The sequence below is a fragment of the Paenibacillus tuaregi genome (assembly GCF_900086655.1).
Taxonomy (GTDB): Bacteria; Bacillota; Bacilli; order Paenibacillales; family Paenibacillaceae; genus Fontibacillus; species Fontibacillus tuaregi.
The window spans coordinates 795,302-817,870 of record NZ_LT575476.1; the positions used below are offsets into that span (position 1 = coordinate 795,302).

Annotated in this window: 17 protein-coding genes; 11 read left to right on the plus strand and 6 right to left on the minus strand. The window is 39.2% G+C overall.

The window, feature by feature from the left end:
* The first annotated feature begins 65 nt into the window (after positions 1 to 65).
* The 5 genes from hsdR to BN6628_RS03845 are packed head-to-tail and all read left to right on the plus strand — an operon-like array spanning position 66 to position 8,742.
* A complete protein-coding gene (hsdR, locus tag BN6628_RS03825; RefSeq protein WP_068614503.1) occupies positions 66 to 3,329 on the plus strand; it encodes a type I restriction-modification system endonuclease in 3,264 nt (1,087 codons plus the stop codon).
* Positions 3,326 to 4,744 carry a class I SAM-dependent DNA methyltransferase gene (locus BN6628_RS03830; RefSeq protein WP_068614507.1) on the plus strand — a complete coding sequence of 473 codons (1,419 nt, stop codon included), beginning with the start codon at positions 3,326 to 3,328 and terminating at the stop codon, positions 4,742 to 4,744. The genes hsdR and BN6628_RS03830 overlap by 4 nt, the downstream gene beginning before the upstream one ends.
* Positions 4,744 to 6,360 carry a restriction endonuclease subunit S gene (locus tag BN6628_RS03835; protein ID WP_068614509.1) on the plus strand — a complete coding sequence of 539 codons (1,617 nt, stop codon included), beginning with the start codon at positions 4,744 to 4,746 and terminating at the stop codon, positions 6,358 to 6,360. The genes BN6628_RS03830 and BN6628_RS03835 overlap by 1 nt, the downstream gene beginning before the upstream one ends.
* Positions 6,357 to 7,901 (plus strand): AAA family ATPase, encoded by a 1,545-nt coding sequence (locus tag BN6628_RS03840; RefSeq protein WP_068614511.1) that lies wholly within the window; start codon positions 6,357 to 6,359, stop codon positions 7,899 to 7,901. Before BN6628_RS03835 ends, BN6628_RS03840 begins: the two co-directional genes overlap by 4 nt.
* Complete coding sequence (locus tag BN6628_RS03845) at positions 7,888 to 8,742, plus strand: HNH endonuclease family protein (protein WP_068614516.1); 855 nt, start codon at positions 7,888 to 7,890, stop codon at positions 8,740 to 8,742. Before BN6628_RS03840 ends, BN6628_RS03845 begins: the two co-directional genes overlap by 14 nt.
* Before the next feature lie 851 nt (positions 8,743 to 9,593).
* Here the strand turns inward: BN6628_RS03845 and BN6628_RS03850 are convergent.
* A complete protein-coding gene (locus tag BN6628_RS03850; RefSeq protein WP_068614519.1) occupies positions 9,594 to 10,298 on the minus strand; it encodes a hypothetical protein in 705 nt (234 codons plus the stop codon).
* A 911-nt stretch (positions 10,299 to 11,209) separates the two neighbouring features.
* On the opposite strand from BN6628_RS03850, the gene BN6628_RS03855 reads away from it, so the two are divergent.
* The 3 genes from BN6628_RS03855 to BN6628_RS03865 all read left to right on the plus strand — a co-directional run bounded on the left by BN6628_RS03855 (position 11,210) and on the right by BN6628_RS03865 (position 14,476).
* Complete coding sequence (locus BN6628_RS03855) at positions 11,210 to 13,174, plus strand: lamin tail domain-containing protein (protein ID WP_068614522.1); 1,965 nt, start codon at positions 11,210 to 11,212, stop codon at positions 13,172 to 13,174.
* A gap of 166 nt (positions 13,175 to 13,340) precedes the next feature.
* Positions 13,341 to 13,568, plus strand: a complete 228-nt coding sequence (locus BN6628_RS03860; RefSeq protein WP_068614525.1) for a hypothetical protein — start codon at positions 13,341 to 13,343, stop codon at positions 13,566 to 13,568.
* 68 nt (positions 13,569 to 13,636) lie between these two features.
* Complete coding sequence (locus BN6628_RS03865; protein WP_068614528.1) at positions 13,637 to 14,476, plus strand: S-layer homology domain-containing protein; 840 nt, start codon at positions 13,637 to 13,639, stop codon at positions 14,474 to 14,476.
* Positions 14,477 to 14,890: 414 nt separating this feature from the next.
* Here the strand turns inward: BN6628_RS03865 and BN6628_RS03875 are convergent, their stop codons facing one another.
* The 3 genes from BN6628_RS03875 to BN6628_RS03885 are packed head-to-tail and all read right to left on the minus strand — an operon-like array spanning position 14,891 to position 19,077.
* Positions 14,891 to 16,225: a hypothetical protein gene (locus BN6628_RS03875; RefSeq protein ID WP_068614534.1), complete on the minus strand. Its 1,335-nt coding sequence runs from the start codon at positions 16,223 to 16,225 to the stop codon at positions 14,891 to 14,893.
* 26 nt (positions 16,226 to 16,251) lie between these two features.
* Complete coding sequence (locus BN6628_RS03880) at positions 16,252 to 18,255, minus strand: ATP-binding protein (protein ID WP_068614538.1); 2,004 nt, start codon at positions 18,253 to 18,255, stop codon at positions 16,252 to 16,254.
* A gap of 6 nt (positions 18,256 to 18,261) precedes the next feature.
* Entirely contained in the window at positions 18,262 to 19,077 is an 816-nt protein-coding gene (locus tag BN6628_RS03885) for a DNA adenine methylase (protein WP_068614540.1), read from the minus strand.
* Between the two features lie 535 nt (positions 19,078 to 19,612).
* On the opposite strand from BN6628_RS03885, the gene BN6628_RS03890 reads away from it, so the two are divergent.
* Genes BN6628_RS03890 through BN6628_RS03900 form a run of 3 tightly spaced genes read left to right on the plus strand, consistent with a single transcriptional unit; the run spans position 19,613 to position 21,588 of the window.
* Positions 19,613 to 20,689: a hypothetical protein gene (locus BN6628_RS03890; RefSeq protein WP_068614542.1), complete on the plus strand. Its 1,077-nt coding sequence runs from the start codon at positions 19,613 to 19,615 to the stop codon at positions 20,687 to 20,689.
* A gap of 30 nt (positions 20,690 to 20,719) precedes the next feature.
* The gene (locus BN6628_RS03895) at positions 20,720 to 21,139 is read left to right on the plus strand and encodes a hypothetical protein (protein ID WP_068614547.1); all 420 of its coding nucleotides are present in this window, start codon (positions 20,720 to 20,722) and stop codon (positions 21,137 to 21,139) included.
* A gap of 8 nt (positions 21,140 to 21,147) precedes the next feature.
* A complete protein-coding gene (locus BN6628_RS03900) occupies positions 21,148 to 21,588 on the plus strand; it encodes a hypothetical protein (protein ID WP_148449256.1) in 441 nt (146 codons plus the stop codon).
* A gap of 109 nt (positions 21,589 to 21,697) precedes the next feature.
* Here BN6628_RS03900 and BN6628_RS26920 read toward each other — a convergent pair whose 3' ends face one another.
* Positions 21,698 to 21,949 carry an IS3 family transposase gene (locus BN6628_RS26920; RefSeq protein WP_089153529.1) on the minus strand — a complete coding sequence of 84 codons (252 nt, stop codon included), beginning with the start codon at positions 21,947 to 21,949 and terminating at the stop codon, positions 21,698 to 21,700.
* 79 nt (positions 21,950 to 22,028) lie between these two features.
* Entirely contained in the window at positions 22,029 to 22,433 is a 405-nt protein-coding gene (locus tag BN6628_RS25865; protein ID WP_235847568.1) for an NAD(P)H-dependent oxidoreductase, read from the minus strand.
* Positions 22,434 to 22,569 lie beyond the last annotated feature (136 nt).

Here is a 22,569-nt window from a genome sequence, read left to right on the forward strand (position 1 = left end):
TTAAGACATATTGGCGCTCTGATTTATGCGGAGAGAGATAAATTCAGTACATGAGGTGGAGAAGAATGGAGTCTAATTTCTCATTTTTAGATAGTAACTTTGCAATACTTGCTCAAATAGGCGGAACCGCTGAAGATTATCTCTATTCGGATCCGAACTCGTGCTTGTTTAAATTAGGCTTACTAGGAGAAATGGTTGTCAACCTCATGATGCAGTTTGATGGCATCCAACCTCCAAGCTACGACAACACGCATGCCAATCGTATTAAGCTACTGAAGGGCCAAGGACTGCTACCACGCGAAATTGATGATATCTTATACAGCTTGCGTATGGCTCGGAATAAAGCAGTGCATGCGAACTATGATTCGCTTGAACAATGTAAAGTTCTAATGGGCATGGCCCATGAGCTAAGCATTTGGTTCATGCAAACTTATGGAGACTGGCAGTATAGTCCCCAACGGTTTGTGTTGCCTCTTGAAAAGTCTCAAGCTAAGGTTGATTATGAAGCGATCCTTCGTACGAAAGAAGCCAAGATTGAAGAGTTAACGAAACTCGCCGAACAAGCTCAAGCGAAGTCGACGATGACAATCGAGGAACGTACCACAAGAGGAAGTCGCGCAGCCCAGCAGCTTCAACTGTCAGAGGCGCAGACGAGATATATTATCGACGAGCAGCTACGCAAAGTAGGATGGGAAGCGGATACGGTTCAACTGCGTTATTCTAAAGGAACACGTCCGCAAAAGGGTCATAACTATGCGATTGCGGAATGGCCGACTCGGAACGCATCTGGCAAATCTGGTTATGCCGATTACGCTTTATTCGTTGGGCTTCAAATGGTCGGCATTATTGAAGCGAAGCGTCAGTACACTGATATTCCATCTGTAATCGATAATCAATGCAAGGAATATGCACAATCCGTAAGTGAAGAACATGCTACTTATCAGGTGGGTAATTGGAATAAATATAAAGTACCTTTTGTATTTGCAACGAATGGTCGGAAGTACTTGAAGCAGCTTGAGACAAAATCGGGGATCTGGTTCCTCGATGTGCGTAAACAATCGAACATCTCCAAAGCCCTTCAAGGCTGGATGAGTCCCGAAGGCATTGTTGAGTTGTTGAACAAAGATACGGATACAGCTGATCAAGCCCTGGGCGCAACACCTTATGATTTGTTGAGGGACCCAGATGGCCTCAACCTTCGCGAATACCAGATTGAAGCGATTGAAGCCGCAGAACAAGCCATTATCAATGGACAGGATAAAGTACTACTATCGATGGCTACTGGCACGGGGAAAACGAGAACGATATTGGGGATGTTGTATCGTTTCTTGAAATCTGGCCGTTTCCAGCGCATCTTGTTCCTCGTTGATCGCACTTCGCTTGGTGAACAGGCACAGGATGTGTTCAAAGAAGTTAAAATTGAAGAACTCATGACACTAGATAACATCTACAACATTAAGGAGCTCAGCGACAAAGACATTGATAAAGAGACCAAAGTGCATGTCGCCACAGTACAAAGCCTGGTTAAGCGTGTACTCTACAATGAGGGTGAAACCATTCCTGCTGTTTCCGACTATGACCTTATTATTGTAGATGAAGCACACCGCGGCTATATCTTAGACAAGGACATGAGCGACGACGAGTTGCTATATCGTAATCAGGAAGATTACATGAGTAAGTATAGTGCTGTTATCGACTACTTTAATGCGGTCAAAATTGGCTTAACGGCTACGCCTGCCATTCAAACGACGCAGATTTTTGGTCAGCCAGTGTTCAACTACACCTACCGTCGGGCAGTGGTTGAAGGCTACCTTGTCGATCATGATGCGCCGCATACGATTGTCACAAAACTAAGCAAAGAGGGAATTACCTATCAGAAAGGTGAAGTTGTCCCGATTTACGATCCTGTAACGGGAGAAATTACAAATAGTGGTGAACTGGATGATGAGTTAAAATTCGATGTGGAGAAGTTTAACCGCCAAGTCATCACAGAGAACTTTAATCGCACCGTCTTGACCGAAATTGCTCAGGATATTAACCCAGAGGGTGACGCGAAGACGTTGATTTTTGCCGTGGATGATAGCCATGCCGATGTCATCGTTAAGCTGCTTAAAGAAATTTACGAGCCATACGGTGTAGACAATGATGCGGTCATGAAGATCACAGGCAGCATCGGGGGCAGGAATCCTAAGAAAGTCATGGAAGCGATCAAACGCTTCAAGAATGAACGCTATCCCAATATCGTCGTTACGGTCGATCTATTAACGACTGGCATTGATGTGCCTAAGATTACTACTCTTGTCTTCATGCGGCGGGTCAAGTCACGTATCCTCTTTGAACAGATGATGGGTCGTGCAACACGTCTAAGCCCTGAGATCGGCAAGACGCATTTTGAAATCTATGATCCGGTTGGTGTATATGAATCCCTTGAGGATGTTAATACGATGAAACAAGTGGTTGTTCAGCCTTCTACATCATTTGATGATTTGTTGGATGGATTAGAAAAGTTGCCGACCGAGAAGCAACTGCAAAATCAAATTGATCTTATTGTGGCGAAGCTGCAGCGTAAGAAACGGAACATGACTAAAGATAACATAGCCCATTTCCGAGACATTGCGCAAGGTGATACGCCTGACCAGTTCATCAAGAAAGTCAAACACATGCCAGTTGAGGAAGCCAAAGCCTACGTTCTTGAAAATCGGAAAGTCTTTGATATCATGAATGAAGGCGGCAGAGGTAAGCCAAGAGCCGTAGTGATTTCGGATAAAGAGGATGAGCTCGTCTCACATGAACGCGGTTATGGCAAAGGCTTAAAGCCTAAGGATTACTTGGATGAGTTTAAAGCATTCATTACGAACAACATGAACAAAATCGCCGCTCTCCAAGTTGTTTGTACAAGGCCAAGTGATCTTACGCGGGAAAGCTTGAAGAGCCTGCGATGGGAATTGGATCGCGAAGGGTTTACTGAACAGCAGCTGAATACCGCATGGAAGCAGCTGTCTAATGAGGACATTACAGCGGATATTATTAGCTTTATTCGTAAGGAAGCGCTTGGATCTGCACTCGTCAGTCGAGCAGAACGAACGAAACATGCGATTGCCAAGTTGAAGGAGAAGCACTCCTTTAGTAAGATGGAGCTGGATTGGCTTGGGCGAATTGAAACGGTATTGTTGCACGAACCGTTATTGGATCGTGATCTATTTAATACGGGTGCATTCAAGAATCAAGGCGGCTATAATCGCATGAATAAGATTTTCCGCGAGCAACTCGATACCATTATTACAGAATTGAATCAGTACTTATTTGAAGACGGGGGACAATCAGCGTGAACAACCAAGAGATCGTATCTAAACTATGGAACTTATGTAATGTTCTCCGAGATGACGGCATCACGTATCATCAGTATGTAACGGAGCTTACCTATATTTTGTTCTTGAAGATGGCAAAAGAAACCGAGACGGAAAAAGAAATCCCTGAGCAATACCGTTGGGACCAATTGCTCAAGCCAAAGGGTATTGAGCTTAAAAAATTCTATAAGGAGCTACTCAGCCACTTAGGCGAGGATACCAGAGGCCGTGTACGTGAGATTTATGCAGGTGCTTCTTCGAATATCGATGAGCCCAAGAACCTGGAGAAGCTCATTACTTCGATTGACGCACTCGATTGGTATTCGGCTAAGGAAGAAGGGTTAGGAAACCTGTACGAGGGTTTGCTTGAGAAAAATGCAAATGAGAAGAAGTCTGGTGCTGGCCAGTACTTCACTCCACGGGTCTTGATCGACGTGATGACGAAGCTTGTTGATCCGAAGCCGGGCGAGCGTTGTAATGACCCTGCGTGCGGTACGTTCGGTTTCATGATTGCGGCGGATCGATATGTAAAGGATCAGACTGATGATTTGTTTGCACTATCGCCAGAGTTGCAGGAATTCCAGCGTAAACAGGCTTTTTCTGGCTCTGAACTTGTACATGAAACCCATCGTTTGGCTTTGATGAATGCGATGTTGCATGATATCGAAGGACCGATCAAGTTAGGCGATACATTGTCTAATCAAGGGAAGACGATGAAGGATTTTGATGTCGTGTTAACGAATCCTCCATTTGGTACGAAAAAAGGTGGCGAACGTGCGACACGTGATGACTTCACTTATCCTACGTCCAATAAGCAGTTGAACTTCTTGCAACATATTTACCGCAGTTTGAAAGCAAACAATGATGCACGTGCAGCTGTCGTCCTTCCGGATAACGTATTGTTTGCAGACGGAGATGGTGCTTCTATCCGTAACGACTTGATGGACAAGTGTAATTTGCATACGATCTTGCGTCTGCCTACTGGAATCTTCTATGCTCAGGGCGTTAAGACAAATGTGCTCTTCTTTACGCGTGGTAAGTCCGATAAGCACAATACGAAAGAAGTCTGGATCTATGATTTGCGCACCAACATGCCGTCGTTCGGAAAAACGAACACTCTTAAGGCAGAGCATTTTAACGCATTTATCGCGGCATATAAGGCAGAAGACCGTCACAATGTACAGGATGAACGTTGGAATGTATTCACTCGTGAGCAAATTCGTGAGAAGAGCAACAGCCTTGATCTAGGACTTATTCGTGATGATAGCGTTCTGGACTATGATGAACTACCAGACCCAATTGAGAGTGGAGAAGCAGTCGTAGCGCAGCTTGAAGAAGCGGTTGAGTTGATCTTAAGCGTAGTAAAGGAACTGAAGTCATTGGAGGCTAGTCGCTAATGGCTAAGAGTAAGAAGCAGAAGTTATCGGTTGAAGAGCTATTGGAACAGGCTCTAGTGCCTGAGAAAGAGCAACCGTATGAAGTGCCTATGAATTGGGTATGGACGAAAACGGGTAAAATGATAAGTGTGATAATGGGGCAATCCCCAAAAGGTGAAGACAATTCTGATGATGCATCCAATACAGGATTAATTGGTGGTGCATCAGATATGGGAGAACTTTATCCTTATGTTAGCAGATATACAACGAACCCCACAAAGCTTTCAAAAGAAAATGATGTTATTGTTTCCATACGGGCTACATTAGGTAGACCTATTTTTTCGGATGGAGAATATTGCTTGGGACGTGGCGTATCAGCACTTCGGTCGGATGTCATCTCTGGTTCTTTTATTCGTTATTTCGTACTGAACTTTGAAGATTATTTGTATAGCGTTGCGACTGGAACTACTTTTGCACAAGTAAGTAAAGATGATTTGGAACGAATGCCTCTCCCACTCCCTCCAATTGCCGAACAACAACGTATCGTTCACCGTATTGATAGCATGTTCGCTAAGCTTGATCAGGCAAAGGAATTGGCGGAAAATGCTTTAGACAGCTTTGAAACACGTAAAGCCGCTATCCTACATAAGGCTTTTACAGGGGAGCTCACTGCGAAGTGGCGTGTAGAACATAGCGTGGGAATGGATAGCTGGGAAAATAAGAAATTAAATGAAGTAGCAAAGTTTAGCGCGGGTTATGCTTTTAAAAGTAAGTCATTCACACAAGAGGGCTATCAAGTTATTAGGATGGGTAATTTATACAACGGTATACTTGATCTAGAAAGGAATCCAGTATTTATTGACCCAGAAGTACTTGGTGAATCGCTACTTAATAAGTCCAGAATTGAGAAGGGTGATATTTTACTTACACTAACTGGTACCAAATATAAGCGAGACTATGGATATGCAGTATTGATTGATCAAGATCAGATATTGTTACTAAACCAACGAATTGTAGCGCTGAAACCTAATCAAGTTGATCCAATCTTTTTATTGTATTTTCTGCGATCAAATTTGTTTAGAGATGTATTCTTTAGTAATGAGACTGGTGGTGTTAATCAAGGGAATGTAAGATCTAAATTTGTCGAAAACATTCTAATGCCATATCCTTCACTTCATGAACAGAAGCAAATCGTTTCGATCTTAGTAAATGTCCTGAGTAAGGAGGATAAGACTAAAGAACTTATTGATGTCATTGATCAAATCGACGGAATGAAAAAAGCGATTCTCGCCCGTGCCTTTCGTGGTGAACTTGGTACTAATGACGCCACAGAAGGAAGTTCGGTGAAGTTGTTAATAGAAGCTTTGGAAAACAAAATTAATGAAAGTGAAACCGTGAATAAAGGTTACCCCAAAAATGAGTCTTTTGAAGTTGGGAAGGTAAGCGAGTTGGATAACAAAGATCTACTAAACGTCTTGAACCAGAACGGCGGAAAACTAACTCCATTAGAGCTATATAAAAAAACTGAAATGGAAATTGAAGAATTTTACGCAGTATTAAAAGAATATGTAGGTATCGGGGATATTATCGAAGATAGAAAAAATGATGGTGAAGTTTATCTGGTGGCCAAAAGATGAGAATAGATAAGTTGTATATAGACGAGTTTAAAAACTTGAAGAAGTTCAGGATCGATTTTTGTGAGCAGGAACTGACAAGCGTCTTAATTGGTAAGAATGGAAGTGGTAAATCTAACGTTATTGAGGCATTGGTTTTGATATTTCGGGATTTGGACTTAAAATCTCTACCTTCATTTGATTATCAAATAAACTATATTTGTAACAATCATGACGTACAGATTATTTCAAAAAATAAAAAGTACAATATTGAATTGGATGGTAAAAAATCTTCGATGTCTATCCTTCATAGTATAGATGAGGAAGGACAGAAAATATATATACCGAAGCACGTTTTTGCGTATTATTCTGGACCAAGTAATCGTTTAGAAAAGCATTTTGATAAACACCAAAATAAATTCTATAGGGAGTTACTTGATGGGAATGAAAAGGCACTAAGACCTTTTTTTTATGCCCGATTGATTCATAGCCACTTTGTGTTACTTTCTTTCTTCTCTTTTTTTGATCAATCATCTAAAGACTTCTTAAAAAGATATTTAGATATAGTTGGGCTTGAGTCAATACTATTTGTGTTAAAGAAGCCATTTTGGAATAAAAAAACTGGGCAAAATTTAGATCAATTCTGGGGTGCAAGAGGCGTTGTGAAAAAATTTTTAAATGACCTTTATAAGTATTCACTGGCACCGATAAAGGATATTGTAAATATTCCAGACGGTTTTTCTAATAAAAAACAAGAAATGACATATTTATTCTTGCAGGACGACGAAAAAACAATTGAGTTTGCAAGAAAATATCAAAGTAATATCGAGTTTTTCAAGAATTTAGAAAGTACTTATCTATCTGATTTAATATATGAAGTTAAGATTAAAGTTGTAAAATCTGACGGAACTAAATTAACATTTAACGAATTAAGTGAAGGTGAACAACAACTAATTACTGTACTTGGTTTACTAAAATTCACCAAAGAGGATGAATCTTTATTTTTACTTGATGAACCAGATACACATTTAAACCCTGCATGGAAGTTTGAATATCTTGAATTGTTAAAGAATGTTGTTGGAAATAGTGAAACTAGCCAAGTGATCATTTCCACACACGACCCAATTGTTATTGGAGGGTTGAGAAAAGAACAGGTAACAATTTTTAGTCGTGAAGATGATGGAATAGTAACTAAACAACCAGATATGGACCTAAAGGGAATGGGTGTTGCTGCATTACTTACGAGCGAACTATTTGGACTTACATCTACTCTTGATCTAGAGACTCAAGATAAGATTAACAAGAAGAGAGAATTGATGTTTAAGGAAAATAAAACAATGGATGACATATCGGAGATTGAAAAAATTTCTGCTGAATTGGGCTCTTTAGACTTTACAAGGACAACCAGAGATCCTTTGTATGAAAAATTCTTGAAAGCATTATATAAGCGGGATATAAAAAATAAAAAGAGAGTGTTAACTCCCGAGGAAGTTCGTGAACAGGAGCGTATTACGGAAGAGATATTTAGGGAGATCATGGAGGATAAAGGCAATGCGCTGGATTAACGTAGATAACTATTCTCCACCAGATACATGGTTAAAAAAAGCCAATGCTGTAACCGAGTTATTAAGTTCGGTCAAGTCAAAAGAAGAAAGAAAGAAAATAATAGAAGATAATAGTAATTTATGGAGAGAGTTAAAGGATGATTTGTTTAAGCTTTCTCACGGGAAATGCTGGTACTCTGAAGCAAAGAGAACGGTATCCTTCTTTGATGTTGACCATTTTAGACCGAAAAATAATGTTAAAGCTCTTAATTGGGACGGATTTGAAACTAGCAATATAGACGAAGGTTACTGGTGGTTAGCCTTTGACTGGAAGAATTACAGACCTGCAGGAGAAATAACAAATAGAAAAAATTCGGACAAAGATGGAGTTTGTAGAGGTAAACAAGATTACTTTCCCTTGTTTAAGGGATGTCAATGTGCAGCTACTCCAAATGACAATATTGAATATGAAATCCCAGTAATTCTCGATCCAACAGTACGCGAGGATTCAATCCTTATTTCTTTTGATATGAACGGAGAAGTAATACCTGCAGTTCCGAGTGATACATTCGAGTACTATAGAGCAAAAATAACTATTAAACTATTGCACCTCGATAATCCTCTACTAACTGACGCAAGGTTACAAGTATGGAATTACTGTAAAAGACTTCTTGATGAAATAGAAAAAATAATTCTGAAAAGAGATGCAGCAAGTCCACTAATAGAAGAAATAAAGAGGAATAGATTAGCTGAACTTGCTGAGTTATTATCACCCAAATCTGAATTCTCATCAGTAGCAACTGCATGTATCTTACAGAGTAAGCATCTTTGGGCTAAAAACTTATTAAAATTTAGTGCATGAGTGATGGATATAGTGCTAATAGACATACAGGACTCAGACGGTAAATCCCTTTTCGCAACTTGCTCAAACAAGCCGGAGGAGGGATTTTTGTTTTGAGTAAACCTTTACGGACTTGTTGACGCGTTGTTGACGAACATCGTCAACAAACAATCAAACTCAAACAAAATGAATAATACTTGATGGTTAAAACCCTTCTAAATAAAGGGTTTTAACCAACTAACACAGATGCCAAACAACTCCGACATGCTCCAGCATACGGTGCATGTGGAAGCTGTTTGCTTGCTGGAGAGAGAGTAGTACAAGAAAACAAGATGCAGGCTATTAGCTTTCGGCATCTTGTTTTTTTGTCCTTTGTTTTTGATTCCTCAATAATAACATCACCTTTGGGCGCATGTACAAGCGATTGCCATACGTCAATGGTGCTGTTCTTCCAGTCCACATGCTTCCATTCCACCCCCAGCAGCTTGCCCCCTGCGCATTCCTGTTGTCAATACTAGTGTTATCATCATGCGCCAAACCCCGGTTTTTCGTGTGATTACATTCAGATAAAAGGCATACATTACACCATAAGCGAAAATTGGCTCACCCTCTCTTTTGGGGTGAAGCAAACATAGTTCTGTATAAGATGAGTTTTAGAATATACCGATCTCAGCTTCGATCCCGAGTGATTCTGAAGAAGCGGAGCGTCCGCCTTTGTCTCCGAAACCCCACTGGGTATTTAACTCAAGCATTTCGGAGACAACAGGGGTCGCAAGAACACTCGGTATTGCAGCGCCCCAAAAGGGTAACCTTCATAAGTTCATTTTATATATTTTGCAAAATTAATAACCTTATTATCATAATATATATTTCTATAGGCACCATCTTAATTGTTTACTATAAAAGGGTATTGGCATCTCATCCGATTTGTTTTCGAAAACTAACAAGTATAAATGCTTCACCCGCGAAGCGAGCTGTTGTACGACATCATTTTGTTCAATCTCATCCAGACGAAAGCCACTTACATCGACAAATAGCGGATTAATGACGCTTGATGAATCAGTACCTTTAATTAGGTAATCGAAATACTCGCTATTGACGGGTAATCTTGCACTTTTTTCAATTTCAAAGTAAGCTTTATGACAAAAATCTTGAGTGAAAGTTCTTTCAAGAGTTAAAAGTTGTATTTGTTCATTAATTTGATTGTACGACAGCAGATCCAAAAACACCTCATAGGCTAAATCATTAACGCGACTGACTTGAATATTAACGGGAGAACCATCGGATCTACGGGTAATGAACACTTCGTCAAAAATTGACCTAAGCATTTCTAATTCCTGACTGGCATGCTCCGTTATAAAGAATGTAGAATCTGTTGAAACAGAAATTCCTAAATCCCTTTTGTAGAGATAGTGTCTGGCAAGGATCGCCTGGATATTTATCATGCATTTTATAATATTTCCTATTACTAGTTTATCGTTTACCACTATTGGCGTGTAACGTTCAACGGAAAAGCGGTCAAGTGCTGAAACTTCTTTCGAAGTTACCATCATTTGTGCGAATTCTATTTGTTTCACTATTCTCCCTCCGATCTCTACTTATTTAAAGTATAAGGTGAACTATGACTTATTATAATTATAGTTCACCTTTTATGAACGTGAAAATTTCCTAATTTATCTGGTAAGTATCGATACGGGTACTAGCAGACAAAGCTCCGGATTCAAGCAGAGTGACAATCAGATTAGAGGCAGTGACTTTTACAATATCTACGCTGCTTGGGATATTAAAATCTCCTGGGACCATATTGGTGTACAGTGTCGTTGCAGCAATATTTGTTTTGGTAACATTAGTATTTTTATAAGTGGTTGGGAAAAGTACCGAAGTATTTTGAACTATGCTTTGCAAAAAGTTCGGCGTCGAGACGGCTTCCTTTCGATAATTAAATAAAGCAACCAAAAGCAAACAAGATGCAGGCTATTAGCTTCCGGCATCTTGTTTTTTTGTCCTTTGTTTTTGATTCCTCAATAATAACATCACCTTTGAACGCATGTACAAGTGATTGACGTACGTCATGGTGCTGTTTTTCCAGTCTACAAGCTTCTATTCCAGCCCCAGCAGCTTGCCCCCTACGTTCCTGTTGTAAATACTAGTGTTATCATCATGCGCCAAACCTCGGTTTTCCGTGTAATTACATTCAGATAACGAGCCATCACAGAACGATTGGGGAAAGCTGTAACATATCCATTATATCAATCTGTCGAAAGGCATATATTACACTATAATCGGAAATTGGCTCACCATCTCTTTTGAGATGGAATAAAGTGATTGCCGATTTAATAAACTTATTACATAAAGTACATTTAAATTTTACCATTATACTCCATTATTACCATGACGTTCGGAATAAAGCTTAGTTTACGAGTCCAAATGTGATTGTGGCGTTTCGCAAGCGTCTAATAAAATCATATAATGAATAAGGAGCGGTGAAATGAAAAACAGGAAAATAGCAATGAGTATGTTAAACAGGTTTATTATTGCATCCATAGTATTATTTCCAATGCAGTATGTACAGGCATCAGCTTATGCAGTTGGTACATATTCAAGGGTTTCAGACGGTACAGGAGAATTTGTTGATCAGGGACCAACCAAAGGTATGTTAAATATTGTAGAGAAAGAAGAGTTACCTCAACATAGAGTAATAATTAATGAGATTAATTCTTCACCGGATGATTGGGTAGAGTTTATTAATCTAGGAACAGGAGAAATAGATCTTTCTGGTTATGAAATTCGTGACAATTCTGATGACCATCGTTGGAAATTTGCGGAAGGAACAAAACTGCCAGCAGGTGAATTATTTGTAGTTGATGCAAATACGGATGGTCAAGTATATGATGATCAGACAGATGCTTATGTTGCAGGTAAATTCGCAGCAGCAATTGGTATTGGTTCAGGAGATTCTATTCGTTTATATGACAAGGCAGGGAAGTTACTGGATGAATATTCATGGACTGAGCATGCTAGTTATAAAGGCGATGAAGCATTGGCATCTTTCGGAAGATATCCAGATGGAACAGGCGAATTTATGGAATTTCCCACTTCGACTAAGGGAAAAGCAAATATGATAACAAATCCAGTTATATTAAATGAAATCCAGTCAAATGACTTAAAGGGTGGATATGATTGGATAGAACTTGCTAATCCAACAGGAAAAGTTTTAGATATTTCGGGAATCGTAATTAAAGACAGTGATGATACTCATCAATATGTTATCCCCAAAGGCACAACTATCCCCAAAAATGGGTTTTTGGTATTGACAGAGAAAAAGTTAGGTTTTGGACTTGGAAAGAATGATTCTGTACGTCTGTTTGAAAAGGAGAAATTAATAGCCAGCACAACATGGAAAGATCATACAAACCCTACTTGGGGATTGTATCCTGATTTAACTGGAACTGAGTATAGAAATACAAAAGAAGCAACCCCTAACGCACCCAATAAATTTAAAGAAGTAACTAATGTTATTGAATGGCCGGGTAACGGTAAAGTTGTAATTTTTGATCAAAAACCAACATTTTTAGAAGATTCATCAGGGTTGGATTTCTTTGAAGGCCAATTATATGCAGTTGACAATGGTGCAGGTAAGTTTTGGATTTTAGACGTTTCAAAAAATGGAGAGTTAAGTTTTGCAAAAGGTTTTGAAAAAGGTAAGCGTGTTCGATTCCAAAAAGATGCAAACAATCCAAAAGCAGCAGGTCCGGATGCAGAAGGAATTACAGTAGATGGAGATGGGTTTGTTTATATCGCTTCTGAACGTGATAGTAATGTTAAGGACGTTAACTTTAATATGATTTTGAAAGTTGATCCACATAAAGAAGGCAACGATTTAGTTGCATTACAGCAGTGGGATTTAACAGCCTCATTACCACAGGTTTCTGCCAATATGGGGATTGAAGCTGTAGAATGGGTATCAAACGCAGATGTTGTTGGTAAGCTTTATGACCAAAATACGGGTAAAGTTTTTGATGCAGCTAAATATCCAAATGCAATTGCAAATGGTGTGTTCTTTGTGGCATTGGAGGATAATGGTCATGTATATGCCTATGTTCTAAATAAAGATGGAAGTTCTGTACAAATTGCTGATATTGACGGAAAAATTGGTGGAGCAATGGCTCTTGACTATGATACCTATGAAAAAGTATTGTGGGCTGTTACAGATGATGGATATAAAAATCGTGCAGCAAAAATATCACTTAATGGAAAGAAAAATCCGGATATTGTTCATGTATTGCCTCCAAGTGGTGTCGATATTAGTGCTAATAATGAAGGATTTGCAATTGCAGAGGCAAGTTTTACTAAAGATGGTCAAAGACCAGTGTATCGATTTAAGGATGGCGATAAATCGGGCTCTTTATCTATAGGTTCTATTGCATCAGATTATAAAGAAGGTGTAAATTGATAACCCTGGAAATGGAGGCAGCAACAATGGAATAGTACTCCAACACAGGCGCACCGAAAGTAGATCAGAACAAAATCAACGTTACTTCCGTGTAATACAAACTTCAAAAGGCAGCATAGCTGCAGCAGATTTAACTGAACAAGCATTAGCAGAAGTCATTGCTTTCGTGAAAGCGAACCCAACAGAAACCACTGTTCAGGTTAAAGTAGAAGTTGGTGCAAGTGCCAAGACTGTTGAAACGATCATTCCAAACCAATCGATTAGAGCATTAGCCGAAGCTCGGGTAGAAAATTTAGTAATTGAATCACCAATTACAACCATCACGTTTGACGATAGAACTCTAAAAACAATTGCCGGTGCGGCTAAGGCCGATGTAAAGATATCTGCTATATAAGTTGAACTTAAGAATTACCAATAGGAAAGAGTGTGAAATGATTCTGGAGAAGCGAAGCGTTCGCCTTTGTGACCGGACTTCAACCTTATACATTTAATTCAAGAAATCGGGGAGCAACAGCGATCGGAGGAACATTTCATACGTCTTCCTTACGTGTAATTCAAGAGTTCATCTTATATAGCGTTGTTGATTCGAGCACGCTTGCCGTGTCCGGAGTTACTAAAGAGCGGATTGCAGACAGACCGATATTCGATTTTACAGTAACAAGCGGTGATGCAGAGATCCGAGATTTCAAAGGCGGTTTAGCGAGCGTAACCGTTCCGTACACATTACGCCAAGGTGAGAATCCAAACGCTATTGTAGTATACGATCTGGACAAGAACGGAAACCTTAAACATGCCATGGGATTATATGATGCTGAGGCTGGTACAGTAAAGATGAGGGTTAACCAATTCTCTAGGTTTGTTATTGGCTACAATAAAGTGGAGTTTACAGATGTCTTAAGCAGAGGGTGGTATGCAGATGCCGTAGACTTTGCAGTAGCTCACCAGTTCTTCAATGGGGTAAGTGACAATAAGTTTGAACCGAATAACGAAATGACAAGAGCTATGGTCGCCAAGGTCATTGCGAATATGGAGGGGGCAGACCTTACGAGCTACAACACATCAGCATTTGTGGATGTGGATAAAGATGCTTGGTATGGCGCTGCAATTGCCTGGGCAGCTGATAATAAGATTGTGTCAGGTGTAGGAAGTGGAAAGTTTGATCCAAATGCACCTGTCACTCGTGAGCAATTGGCTCTGATGATCCATAAATTTATTGAATACAAGAGCACTAAATTAGTAGGCACAAACAAGCCAGCCTTTGCAGATGCAGTTTCAACTGCACTTCAGGTAGAAAATTGTTAATGCATTCGCAAAAGAAACTAATAGCTAGTGTCACTAGATATTTCATCGAACATCATGCTCTGATTGTGGGGGATATGGTTTATTTTCCAATGAAAGAACCTATCGTCTTTATATCAACTTCCAATTGGCGAAAGAAATTAAAGATGTTAAAGTACTCTTTGCTGAGTGCTTCAGGAGTCCCTATAATACTATAAGCACGGCGTCAAGTACAAGCAAACTCGAACAGACGTAACGCCGCGGCTGAGTTTATCAACTCATTTCCTAAGACTAAAGATTATGAAGTCAAATTAGATCATCAAAAATACCTTAATGATAAAGACGAGAATGAAAATTAATAACATCTGTAACAACGAAAAGGATTATACTCTTCTGCATGTTAGAAGAGTATGATCCTTTTTTGAAAGTGGACAATAATTATCTTGGGTCCATGGCAAACCTCTGTAGTATTTTTGCTGATGGATAGCTAGACATTGAAGCAATGCCGTTAGCAAGTTCCACTGGGAATAATGCTCCTTCATACTTATGGCTAACTAGACTAGGCAAGGTAGCCAGAATTCTGTTAAGCCCGATAATATTTGATTCATTAGGAAAATCAACATCCTCGTTATAAGCTCCTGTAGGTACACTCAAAACCATATAGGTGCTTGGGTCAAATTTAACATAGAGCTTTTCCCCCCAATTTGTTCTCTTTCCGTATGGATTACTCATGTCTGGGGTTCGGTAAACCTCTTTTCTTACATAGTCATGCGTTAAAACTGCATAATGTAAGTTTTCACCACGTTCAGATGGTGGAGCGAATCTTGCTATTGTTGAAAGGTGATCATAGAAACTTCCACTTTTTTCCTGACCGACAATATGAACTGGTCTTCCTGTTTGTTTTGCATATTCCAAAAATGTTCGGATTGAAGGTACTAGTTTTGAGTACTGACTTCTGAGTGTAAGAGGACCATCCTTGATAAATAACGTATCACTCAATAAGTGTTTATCAGTATGATCCCATAAGAGTCTAATTACAGTAAAGAGCATCAGGAGTTCCATAATTAACATGTAAGCAGAAGAGACGCTTTCAGGAGCACTTTCTTCATCCATATCTAGGTGGAAACCTACCATGTCAGATAAAAACACAACATTTTTACATTCAGGACAGATTCCTTCATCAGCATCATAAGGTATCCCTTGGACATCGTTACCACAATGTGGGCAACCAAATGAAGGTGATGACGTAGGGTTTGAATCCCACTTTTGATAAACGATCCATTTCAGGGTTTCAAAAAATATTCCATCTTCGTCGATCTTCATGGAGTCCCTAATAATATGCCTGACTGTATCGTAGTTATTTCCAATACTTGTTCTTATATTTCTGAGTGGAAATACTGTTGCATGGAATATTGCACTTCCAGTCATTACGTCCTGAAGGTGTAACGGGTGAGGATGATCTTTATCGATCGCATCGATTTTGGTTCGGTCCATTGTAAGTAAGGCAGTTTTTACAAAAGAGATTTCTCTTCTTGGAAAATCATCCGATGTTACCGTTACGAAAGATCCATCAACTGCCCATACATTTCGAAGTGGCTCCACATCGCTTGATGTGAACTCAGCCCAAAATGTGTTACTTGGATCAGAAGTTGAATGCGTACTTTGTTCAAAATCCCGTATTAATGAGTTAACCCATTCGCTATTTACTACATTTAAATGTCCTAATTTTGAAGCAGTCTCACCTGGTAGCCTAGTTCCCTGACTATATGGCATAATGACCTCCTAAACCTAACAGCTACTTACTGACTCAAGGGAGTTAAAGCTTCAAACCTTTTCGCCTGCATTGGAATTACAAAACGATGAGACATCGTTAGCATCCGCATATACCCTGGAGTTTTAGAGCGTAATATGTCTTCTTCAATACCTTCAAAAGCTATTTGTACCCTTGATAAAGCTTTAGTTTCATCAACAGATGCCAAATGACCAATAAAGAAATTTTCAGTTTGAGCTAATAGTTCTTTGTTTATTGTTGATGGTGATTGTGTCGAGTAAACCATACCAATATGGAACTTCGCACCTTCCTTGGCAAAACGTGCATAAACTCCCGTAAGATCCTTATCGTTTGGCGGGAATAAGTTATGGGCCTCCTCAAAATATAGTTGAATATAGTGATTTCTAAGAGAATTACTAACGAATTTTTTTTCTTGGTGAGCGAAGATCGCTCTTGAAAGCATATCAGAAAAATAACGTCGAATTTCATCAGTTGCATTTCCGAGATCAAGAATTACTGTTTTTCCTGCATCCAGTAGATCGAGAATTTCATTGAGAAAATCTCCAGCTATTGATGAATGATAATCTCTGTATGTTCGTAAAATAGATGGCCCAGATCCTGAATTTGGGGCAAAAAAATCAAGCAATGCTTGATCATCTGAATCAAACATCGAATTTCCGCTACTACTAATCAGCGCTTGATGATTCGGATTCTCTCTTTGAAATTTAGCCAGTACTTCTAATTCAGATACTAATTCATCCAATGTGGCAGGTGCGTTTCCAGGTTGTCTGTTGGAAGAACTATACGCAGCATTCCGAAGATTCTGATTAAAACATGGATTAAAATGCTTAGCATTTCTACTTACGAGTCCTTTGGCCTTAAGTCGGCCTTCATCAGCATGGAACCCTGCTTTTTTAAGAATAGCCCAAAACAATTGAATTTTTCGTATTGGTCTAGTTTTATCACCATCGGGTAGACTCGATATACTTTCAATAGATGGTAATTTTACACTTGCAAAACTGCGAATATAGTTAGATTCCTTTTTATCCTGTTGTAACATGGAGGCTAATATTTCAATACATGAATCTGGTTGTTCGTAGAAGTTCAGTCTGAGCGGTTTGGATGGAGTATTTGGCCGCTCAGTAAGAGCATAAACCTCGCATCTATCTGCAAAGGCCGAACGAATTGATTTATTTCCATCTTGAGGGTTATCATTGGCATACTCACCGTTGATATCAAAAATAAGTTGTCCAACACTGTTATCAGTTGCTGTGGATTCAAGCATACCTTGAGCAATAAGCTTTACAACGTTCGACTTACCTAGCCGTGTTTTACCAAACATCGATGTACGACAGCCCTTAAAATCTCTCATAGAAATTTTAACTGGAATCTGAGAAGAACTTGCTTCAGTGAGCTGGCATTCCATTGTACGCAGTGTGCCAAGTTCAAATTGTTGTTCAGGCTTAACAGTTCCGTTAACAATTAGTTTTTGTAGTTCTTCGTCGGGTGCAAAAACTCTATACCGGTGAGCACTTACAACATTATTTACATCACCAGAAAATGAGAGCCGACGTTGGTCAGTTGGATCTGGATAGAACATTCCTAGTACATCACACTCTAGGGCACCCCACTGCAACTCCCCTTGCGTCCAAACATCAAGCTCTGGCATTGATTTTTTATGTAATTCAAAGTAAGTCTGTTGAACTTGATTACTAAGAGGGGTTGTTGCAACTCCAGTGACCCGTAATAAGGTAAAATGAAGAGGTAAATTGCCCGGATTATTAGGAGTCATAATCAAAAAGGAGCCCCTAGGAATACCACCAACAGCAATTTTGTATGGATCCGACGTAATAATCTTTGCGGAATCATAACCTAGTTCCAATACATAACCCACGAAGCGCCACCTATCGGTCTGTCTAGCCCGCTCGTAACTATCTTGTGCTTCTATGAAAGTTCTAAGAACAGAAAGTGGATTATCTTGAATTGCGACATTATTTACTAAAGAGGTAAGGCTTGCAGCAATTTGATTCATACTTAGTTAATCCTCCCTTGGGATATTAGCGTATACTATTATTTCTTCATATTGATTACGCTTATTGGGGTCTGCTGATATCGAGCTATAACGAGAGACAGTTCTAATATTAAATCCCCGTTCTTCGTATAGCTCTCTAAGTAGATGATGGTTTGCGTTTGTAGCTAATATCATGGCCCCTCTATCGCGTGCTCGTTCTAAGGCATTAGCCAATCGTATTTGATCATTCCAAGAAAATAAGTTTTCATTGTACTTAATGAATCCATTCTGATTATGCCTTACCGTATACGGTGGATCCGCAAATATGAAGTCATTTGTTTGAGCTTCATTAATTAACAATTCAAAGTCATTAACACGGATTTCTGCGTTCGTTAATAATCGCGAGAGATTTTCAAAATCATCAAAATCGAAGATAACAGTATCTTTCGTACCCTTAGGGACATTAAACCTACCTTGTCGATTGACCCTGTAAATCCCATTAAAACAAGTTCGATTTAAATATATCAGTCTAGCAGCTCGTTCAACTATATCGATGGGCAATGATTCTCTTATTTCGTAATAGTAATCTTCGGAATGATTTCTTTGATGTTGAATTAGTAGATCTTCAACAGCCTGCCAATTTTCTCGTATACTGATATACGTAGTAATCAAATCATCGTTTACATCACCCAATAAAGCATGCAATGGCTCTAAGTGAAAAAATACAGAACCACCACCTAGAAACGGCTCAATGTAACGGTTGAAGTTCCGAGGAAGCATAGCACTATACTTTGTAGTAAACCATCGCTTCCCGCCGGCCCATTTTAAGAAAGGAATGCTCATATTATATCAGTCCAATTATCTGTAGTGTTTTCGTCATAATTAGCTATAATCCTTCAGAACTAAATATTTTATATTATTCGTGTATTAGGTACATATTGAAGGACCTTATAATATTCGACAAACACCTCGCCATTTCCTTCATCAATAGGTGGACACGTGTCCTAAGTTTAACTGGAAACAATAGGTCATCACCAATTAAGGAAAAAGATTGAAATAAACCAAGAAGGAATTTATATTATATCTTGAGGGCTGATAGTTCTAAAGATCTAGAAACGATCAAGGACGTACATATTCATAAGAGCTGCTGTGGGCTCCGGTCGGTGATTACAATCTGGACCGAGGGATTTAATTAATGAAAGAATCGTCATGCACATTTAACTTTATAGTCCAGCCATAAGCCTTTTTGGACTCCATTGGGCTGTGTAAAAAGTGATGATTGGATATTCAAGAGGAAGTTTACGAAGCTTAAGAGCGATAGTTCGAGAAATAGAAGGAATTTGAAAAAGGATAGTAACTTAATAATTTGGAGGTATATATGCATCAAATCGCTGATATTGTTTTTTTTCCTGATGTTCTGAAATTACCGAAGGCAACCTTGAAAGAAATATGTACAGATATGATGCTTGAAACAACCGGCACATCTTTCGATTTAGCAACAAGAATTTGGGATGTCATCAACACTGGAGACCGTGAAAGGTTAGGTCCATGTAAAAACAGGTTACTTGCTGGAAAGACATCTGTAACGTGGTTCAGGATTGAAAATGAAGGAGCTTTAAGGGACTTTAAAGGCATGTTGGAAAGATTGCATAGAAACCCCTTCGAGACTATCAACGAAGTTATGCCGCGTGATGTTACATCAGAACCTGAATTAATAGCTGCATCTGTAAGCGACAATGAAAATGAATTATACCTTCGCTATATGTATAATAGCGGAAACAGAAGAGAAATAAATGGTACAGATGTTCAAGTAGTTCCTAAATGTGAAGTTACGACTGTTTTTATAAACCAACAAACTGACCTGATTGAAGTCCGTACCGATTCGCGAAATGCTAACAATATAGCATCGCATATCGCAAGAATGATTGGTCAACAAGTAACCTTAGAGCAAAAGAAAATACTTGCTCCTTACGGTAACAATGTAGAGCACATTGCAAATGCACTTGAAGGTGAACTAATTGATGCCACTTCAACACCAGAGTTTATTTTCGAGGATTTTACAGAACAGCATACCAAGGCGATTATGGATATCCTTAATGCATTGAATAATTTCTTCGATGATGAAGACGAGGCAGAACTTGTAAATAACTTACGACAATCTTCTCAGATATTCGGAGAACACTTACTAACCACTCCATTTGTGGCTCTTATTTTAAATGGTATGGAGAGGGTTGGACTAAGAGTAAATGAGGGTGATTTGAGGGGACGTCCGCTTTATGATACGTTACGTCCATATTTGCAGCATCAGGGTGGATTTATTAAATTCAATCGTCCCGTTAACGGTGTGGAAAAGTCTTTTACTATAAGAGTTGGGCTTACGTCAGATAGCATATACTTTACTACGCCCGCAACTGAAGAGGTAATTGAATTTGTTCGAAATCAGGTTATAATATAATTACTTGACTAATAGCAAAAGGGTGAAACCATGACAGTATCTTTAAAAGAGAAAAGGGAGCTTAATAATTTTTTGGACCTTTTAGCTTTTAGTACTGTTAAAAGGTTCTATCCAACTGCGGCAATGAACTACACGCAAGTGACTTCGTTAGAGGATACATATGACTATTTCATTGACCTAGTGGAATCAGGGGAATTGAGCATTGTATGGGAAGTTAAATGTACATCTGATAAGTTTATTTGTGCAAGAAAAATAGATGATGCCCCTGTTAAAGAAGTGTTGTTAAGCAAAGAAGTTGCTTGTGATATATGTGGGCATGAATTTACGGTATCTGTTGATGATTTGTATCCTGCTTTTGAAATATCGTCAGAGTATAGACAAATAGTCCGTGAAGATAAAAAAAAAACATTAAATCGCTTGAAGATAAGCAGAAACTTCGCCAAAGCATAAGTCGAGTAATGGATTCAGTCAAAATTGGTGAACAAAATAATCCATCACTGGGCAACTTGCCTTTCAGAACTGCATTAAGGATAGGTCATGTAGAACATTTACATATTCATGCGGGGGATGGAGCTATGAATAGTAACAATAAAAGTGTGAATTTTCATGGAAGTGTGTCTGGGAACACAAACGTTAACACTGGTGATAATGTAGAACAACAAATAAATCTTAATGAGGGCGGTGCAATAGAAGCATTTGCTCAATTGTTAAAAGATATTCAAGAAAAAACAAATGACAGCCAACGAGCTCAATTTGAATTTTTTGCAGAAAAACTCAAGGAAGCTTATGACAAAGGTGATAAGAAAGAAGGCCAAAAGCTTCTTGGCTTTCTAAAGGATACCCTTGGAAATATTGCTTCCATAGCAACTATTGCTGGCCTCTTCGGCGTAACTTTATAAAATGGTAAAGAGAGGGGTGAAGTTACCCCCGTCAAGTAGACAGTTAAATGTAAGAGCACTAAGCAACCTTAGTTCGATACTCCACCGGACTAAGGTTATTTAATTTTTTCTAAAATCGTTGGTGGTTATAAAAGTGAATATAGCGGTGGACTTCGTCAATGAGCTGCTTTTGGCTGGTGAACCGTTGGAAATGGAGTGCCTCACTCTTGAGAAGCCCAAAAAAACTTTCCATACACGCGTTATCAAGGCAGTTCCCTTTGCGTGACATACCGGCTTGAATACCATGACGCTTCAGAAGCATGGTGTACTGCCTGGAGGTGTATTGGAAGCCGCGGTCACTACATGTAAGAGGATACCTCATGTTTTCCGCTTACAAATGGCTTTCTTTACCGTATCGGTTTCCAAACGAATGTCATTACGTGTGCTGAGTTTGTACGCGATCACTTCATTGTTATACAAGTCGTAGATCGTCGAGAGATACAAAAGGATTGTCCGAATGGAAGATAGGTAATATCCGTAACCCATTTTTCATGTGGACGTGTCGCTTGGAATTCGCGGTTCAGCAAGTTTTCATGTCTTGTACTTGCTATGAAAGGCGTGATCAGTTCATCCACGGTAAAAGAGATGGGGCCCTCTGGCCGATAATTTTCTTTTTTATCGCCGATGGACATGGCAAGCCCAAACTTTTTCCCTTTAAGCCTGTCACCTTTTGATCCATAAGCCCAGCCGTGAGCAAAAACATCGTCAAACCACTTTTTCAATAGAGGTGGATAACTGTACCAATATAACGGAAATTGCAATATAACATGGTTGTATGCTTCTAATAGATTTTGCTCTCTAGGCACATCGATGTCCCAGTTAGGGTACTCTTGGTAAATCTCATGAATGGTAATATTATTAGGATATTGCAGCCAAATCTTCTCTCCATCGCTGGTTTACTCTTGAAATTTCAAGGCGTCTTCGTTATTGTCCTTATGCAGG

Bases quoted from the DNA above. Each gene is read 5' to 3' on its own strand.
- hsdR (WP_068614503.1), top strand. From the start codon at position 66: ATGGAGTCTAATTTCTCATTTTTAGATAGTAACTTTGCAATACTTGCT.
- BN6628_RS03835 (WP_068614509.1), top strand. From the start codon at position 4,744: ATGGCTAAGAGTAAGAAGCAGAAGTTATCGGTTGAAGAGCTATTGGAA.
- BN6628_RS03840 (WP_068614511.1), top strand. From the start codon at position 6,357: ATGAGAATAGATAAGTTGTATATAGACGAGTTTAAAAACTTGAAGAAG.
- BN6628_RS03845 (WP_068614516.1), top strand. From the start codon at position 7,888: ATGCGCTGGATTAACGTAGATAACTATTCTCCACCAGATACATGGTTA.
- BN6628_RS03855 (WP_068614522.1), top strand. From the start codon at position 11,210: ATGAAAAACAGGAAAATAGCAATGAGTATGTTAAACAGGTTTATTATT.
- BN6628_RS03875 (WP_068614534.1), bottom strand. From the start codon at position 16,225: ATGCCATATAGTCAGGGAACTAGGCTACCAGGTGAGACTGCTTCAAAA.
- BN6628_RS03880 (WP_068614538.1), bottom strand. From the start codon at position 18,255: ATGAATCAAATTGCTGCAAGCCTTACCTCTTTAGTAAATAATGTCGCA.
- BN6628_RS03885 (WP_068614540.1), bottom strand. From the start codon at position 19,077: ATGAGCATTCCTTTCTTAAAATGGGCCGGCGGGAAGCGATGGTTTACT.
- BN6628_RS03890 (WP_068614542.1), top strand. From the start codon at position 19,613: ATGCATCAAATCGCTGATATTGTTTTTTTTCCTGATGTTCTGAAATTA.
- BN6628_RS03895 (WP_068614547.1), top strand. From the start codon at position 20,720: ATGACAGTATCTTTAAAAGAGAAAAGGGAGCTTAATAATTTTTTGGAC.
- BN6628_RS03900 (WP_148449256.1), top strand. From the start codon at position 21,148: ATGGATTCAGTCAAAATTGGTGAACAAAATAATCCATCACTGGGCAAC.
- BN6628_RS26920 (WP_089153529.1), bottom strand. From the start codon at position 21,949: ATGAGGTATCCTCTTACATGTAGTGACCGCGGCTTCCAATACACCTCC.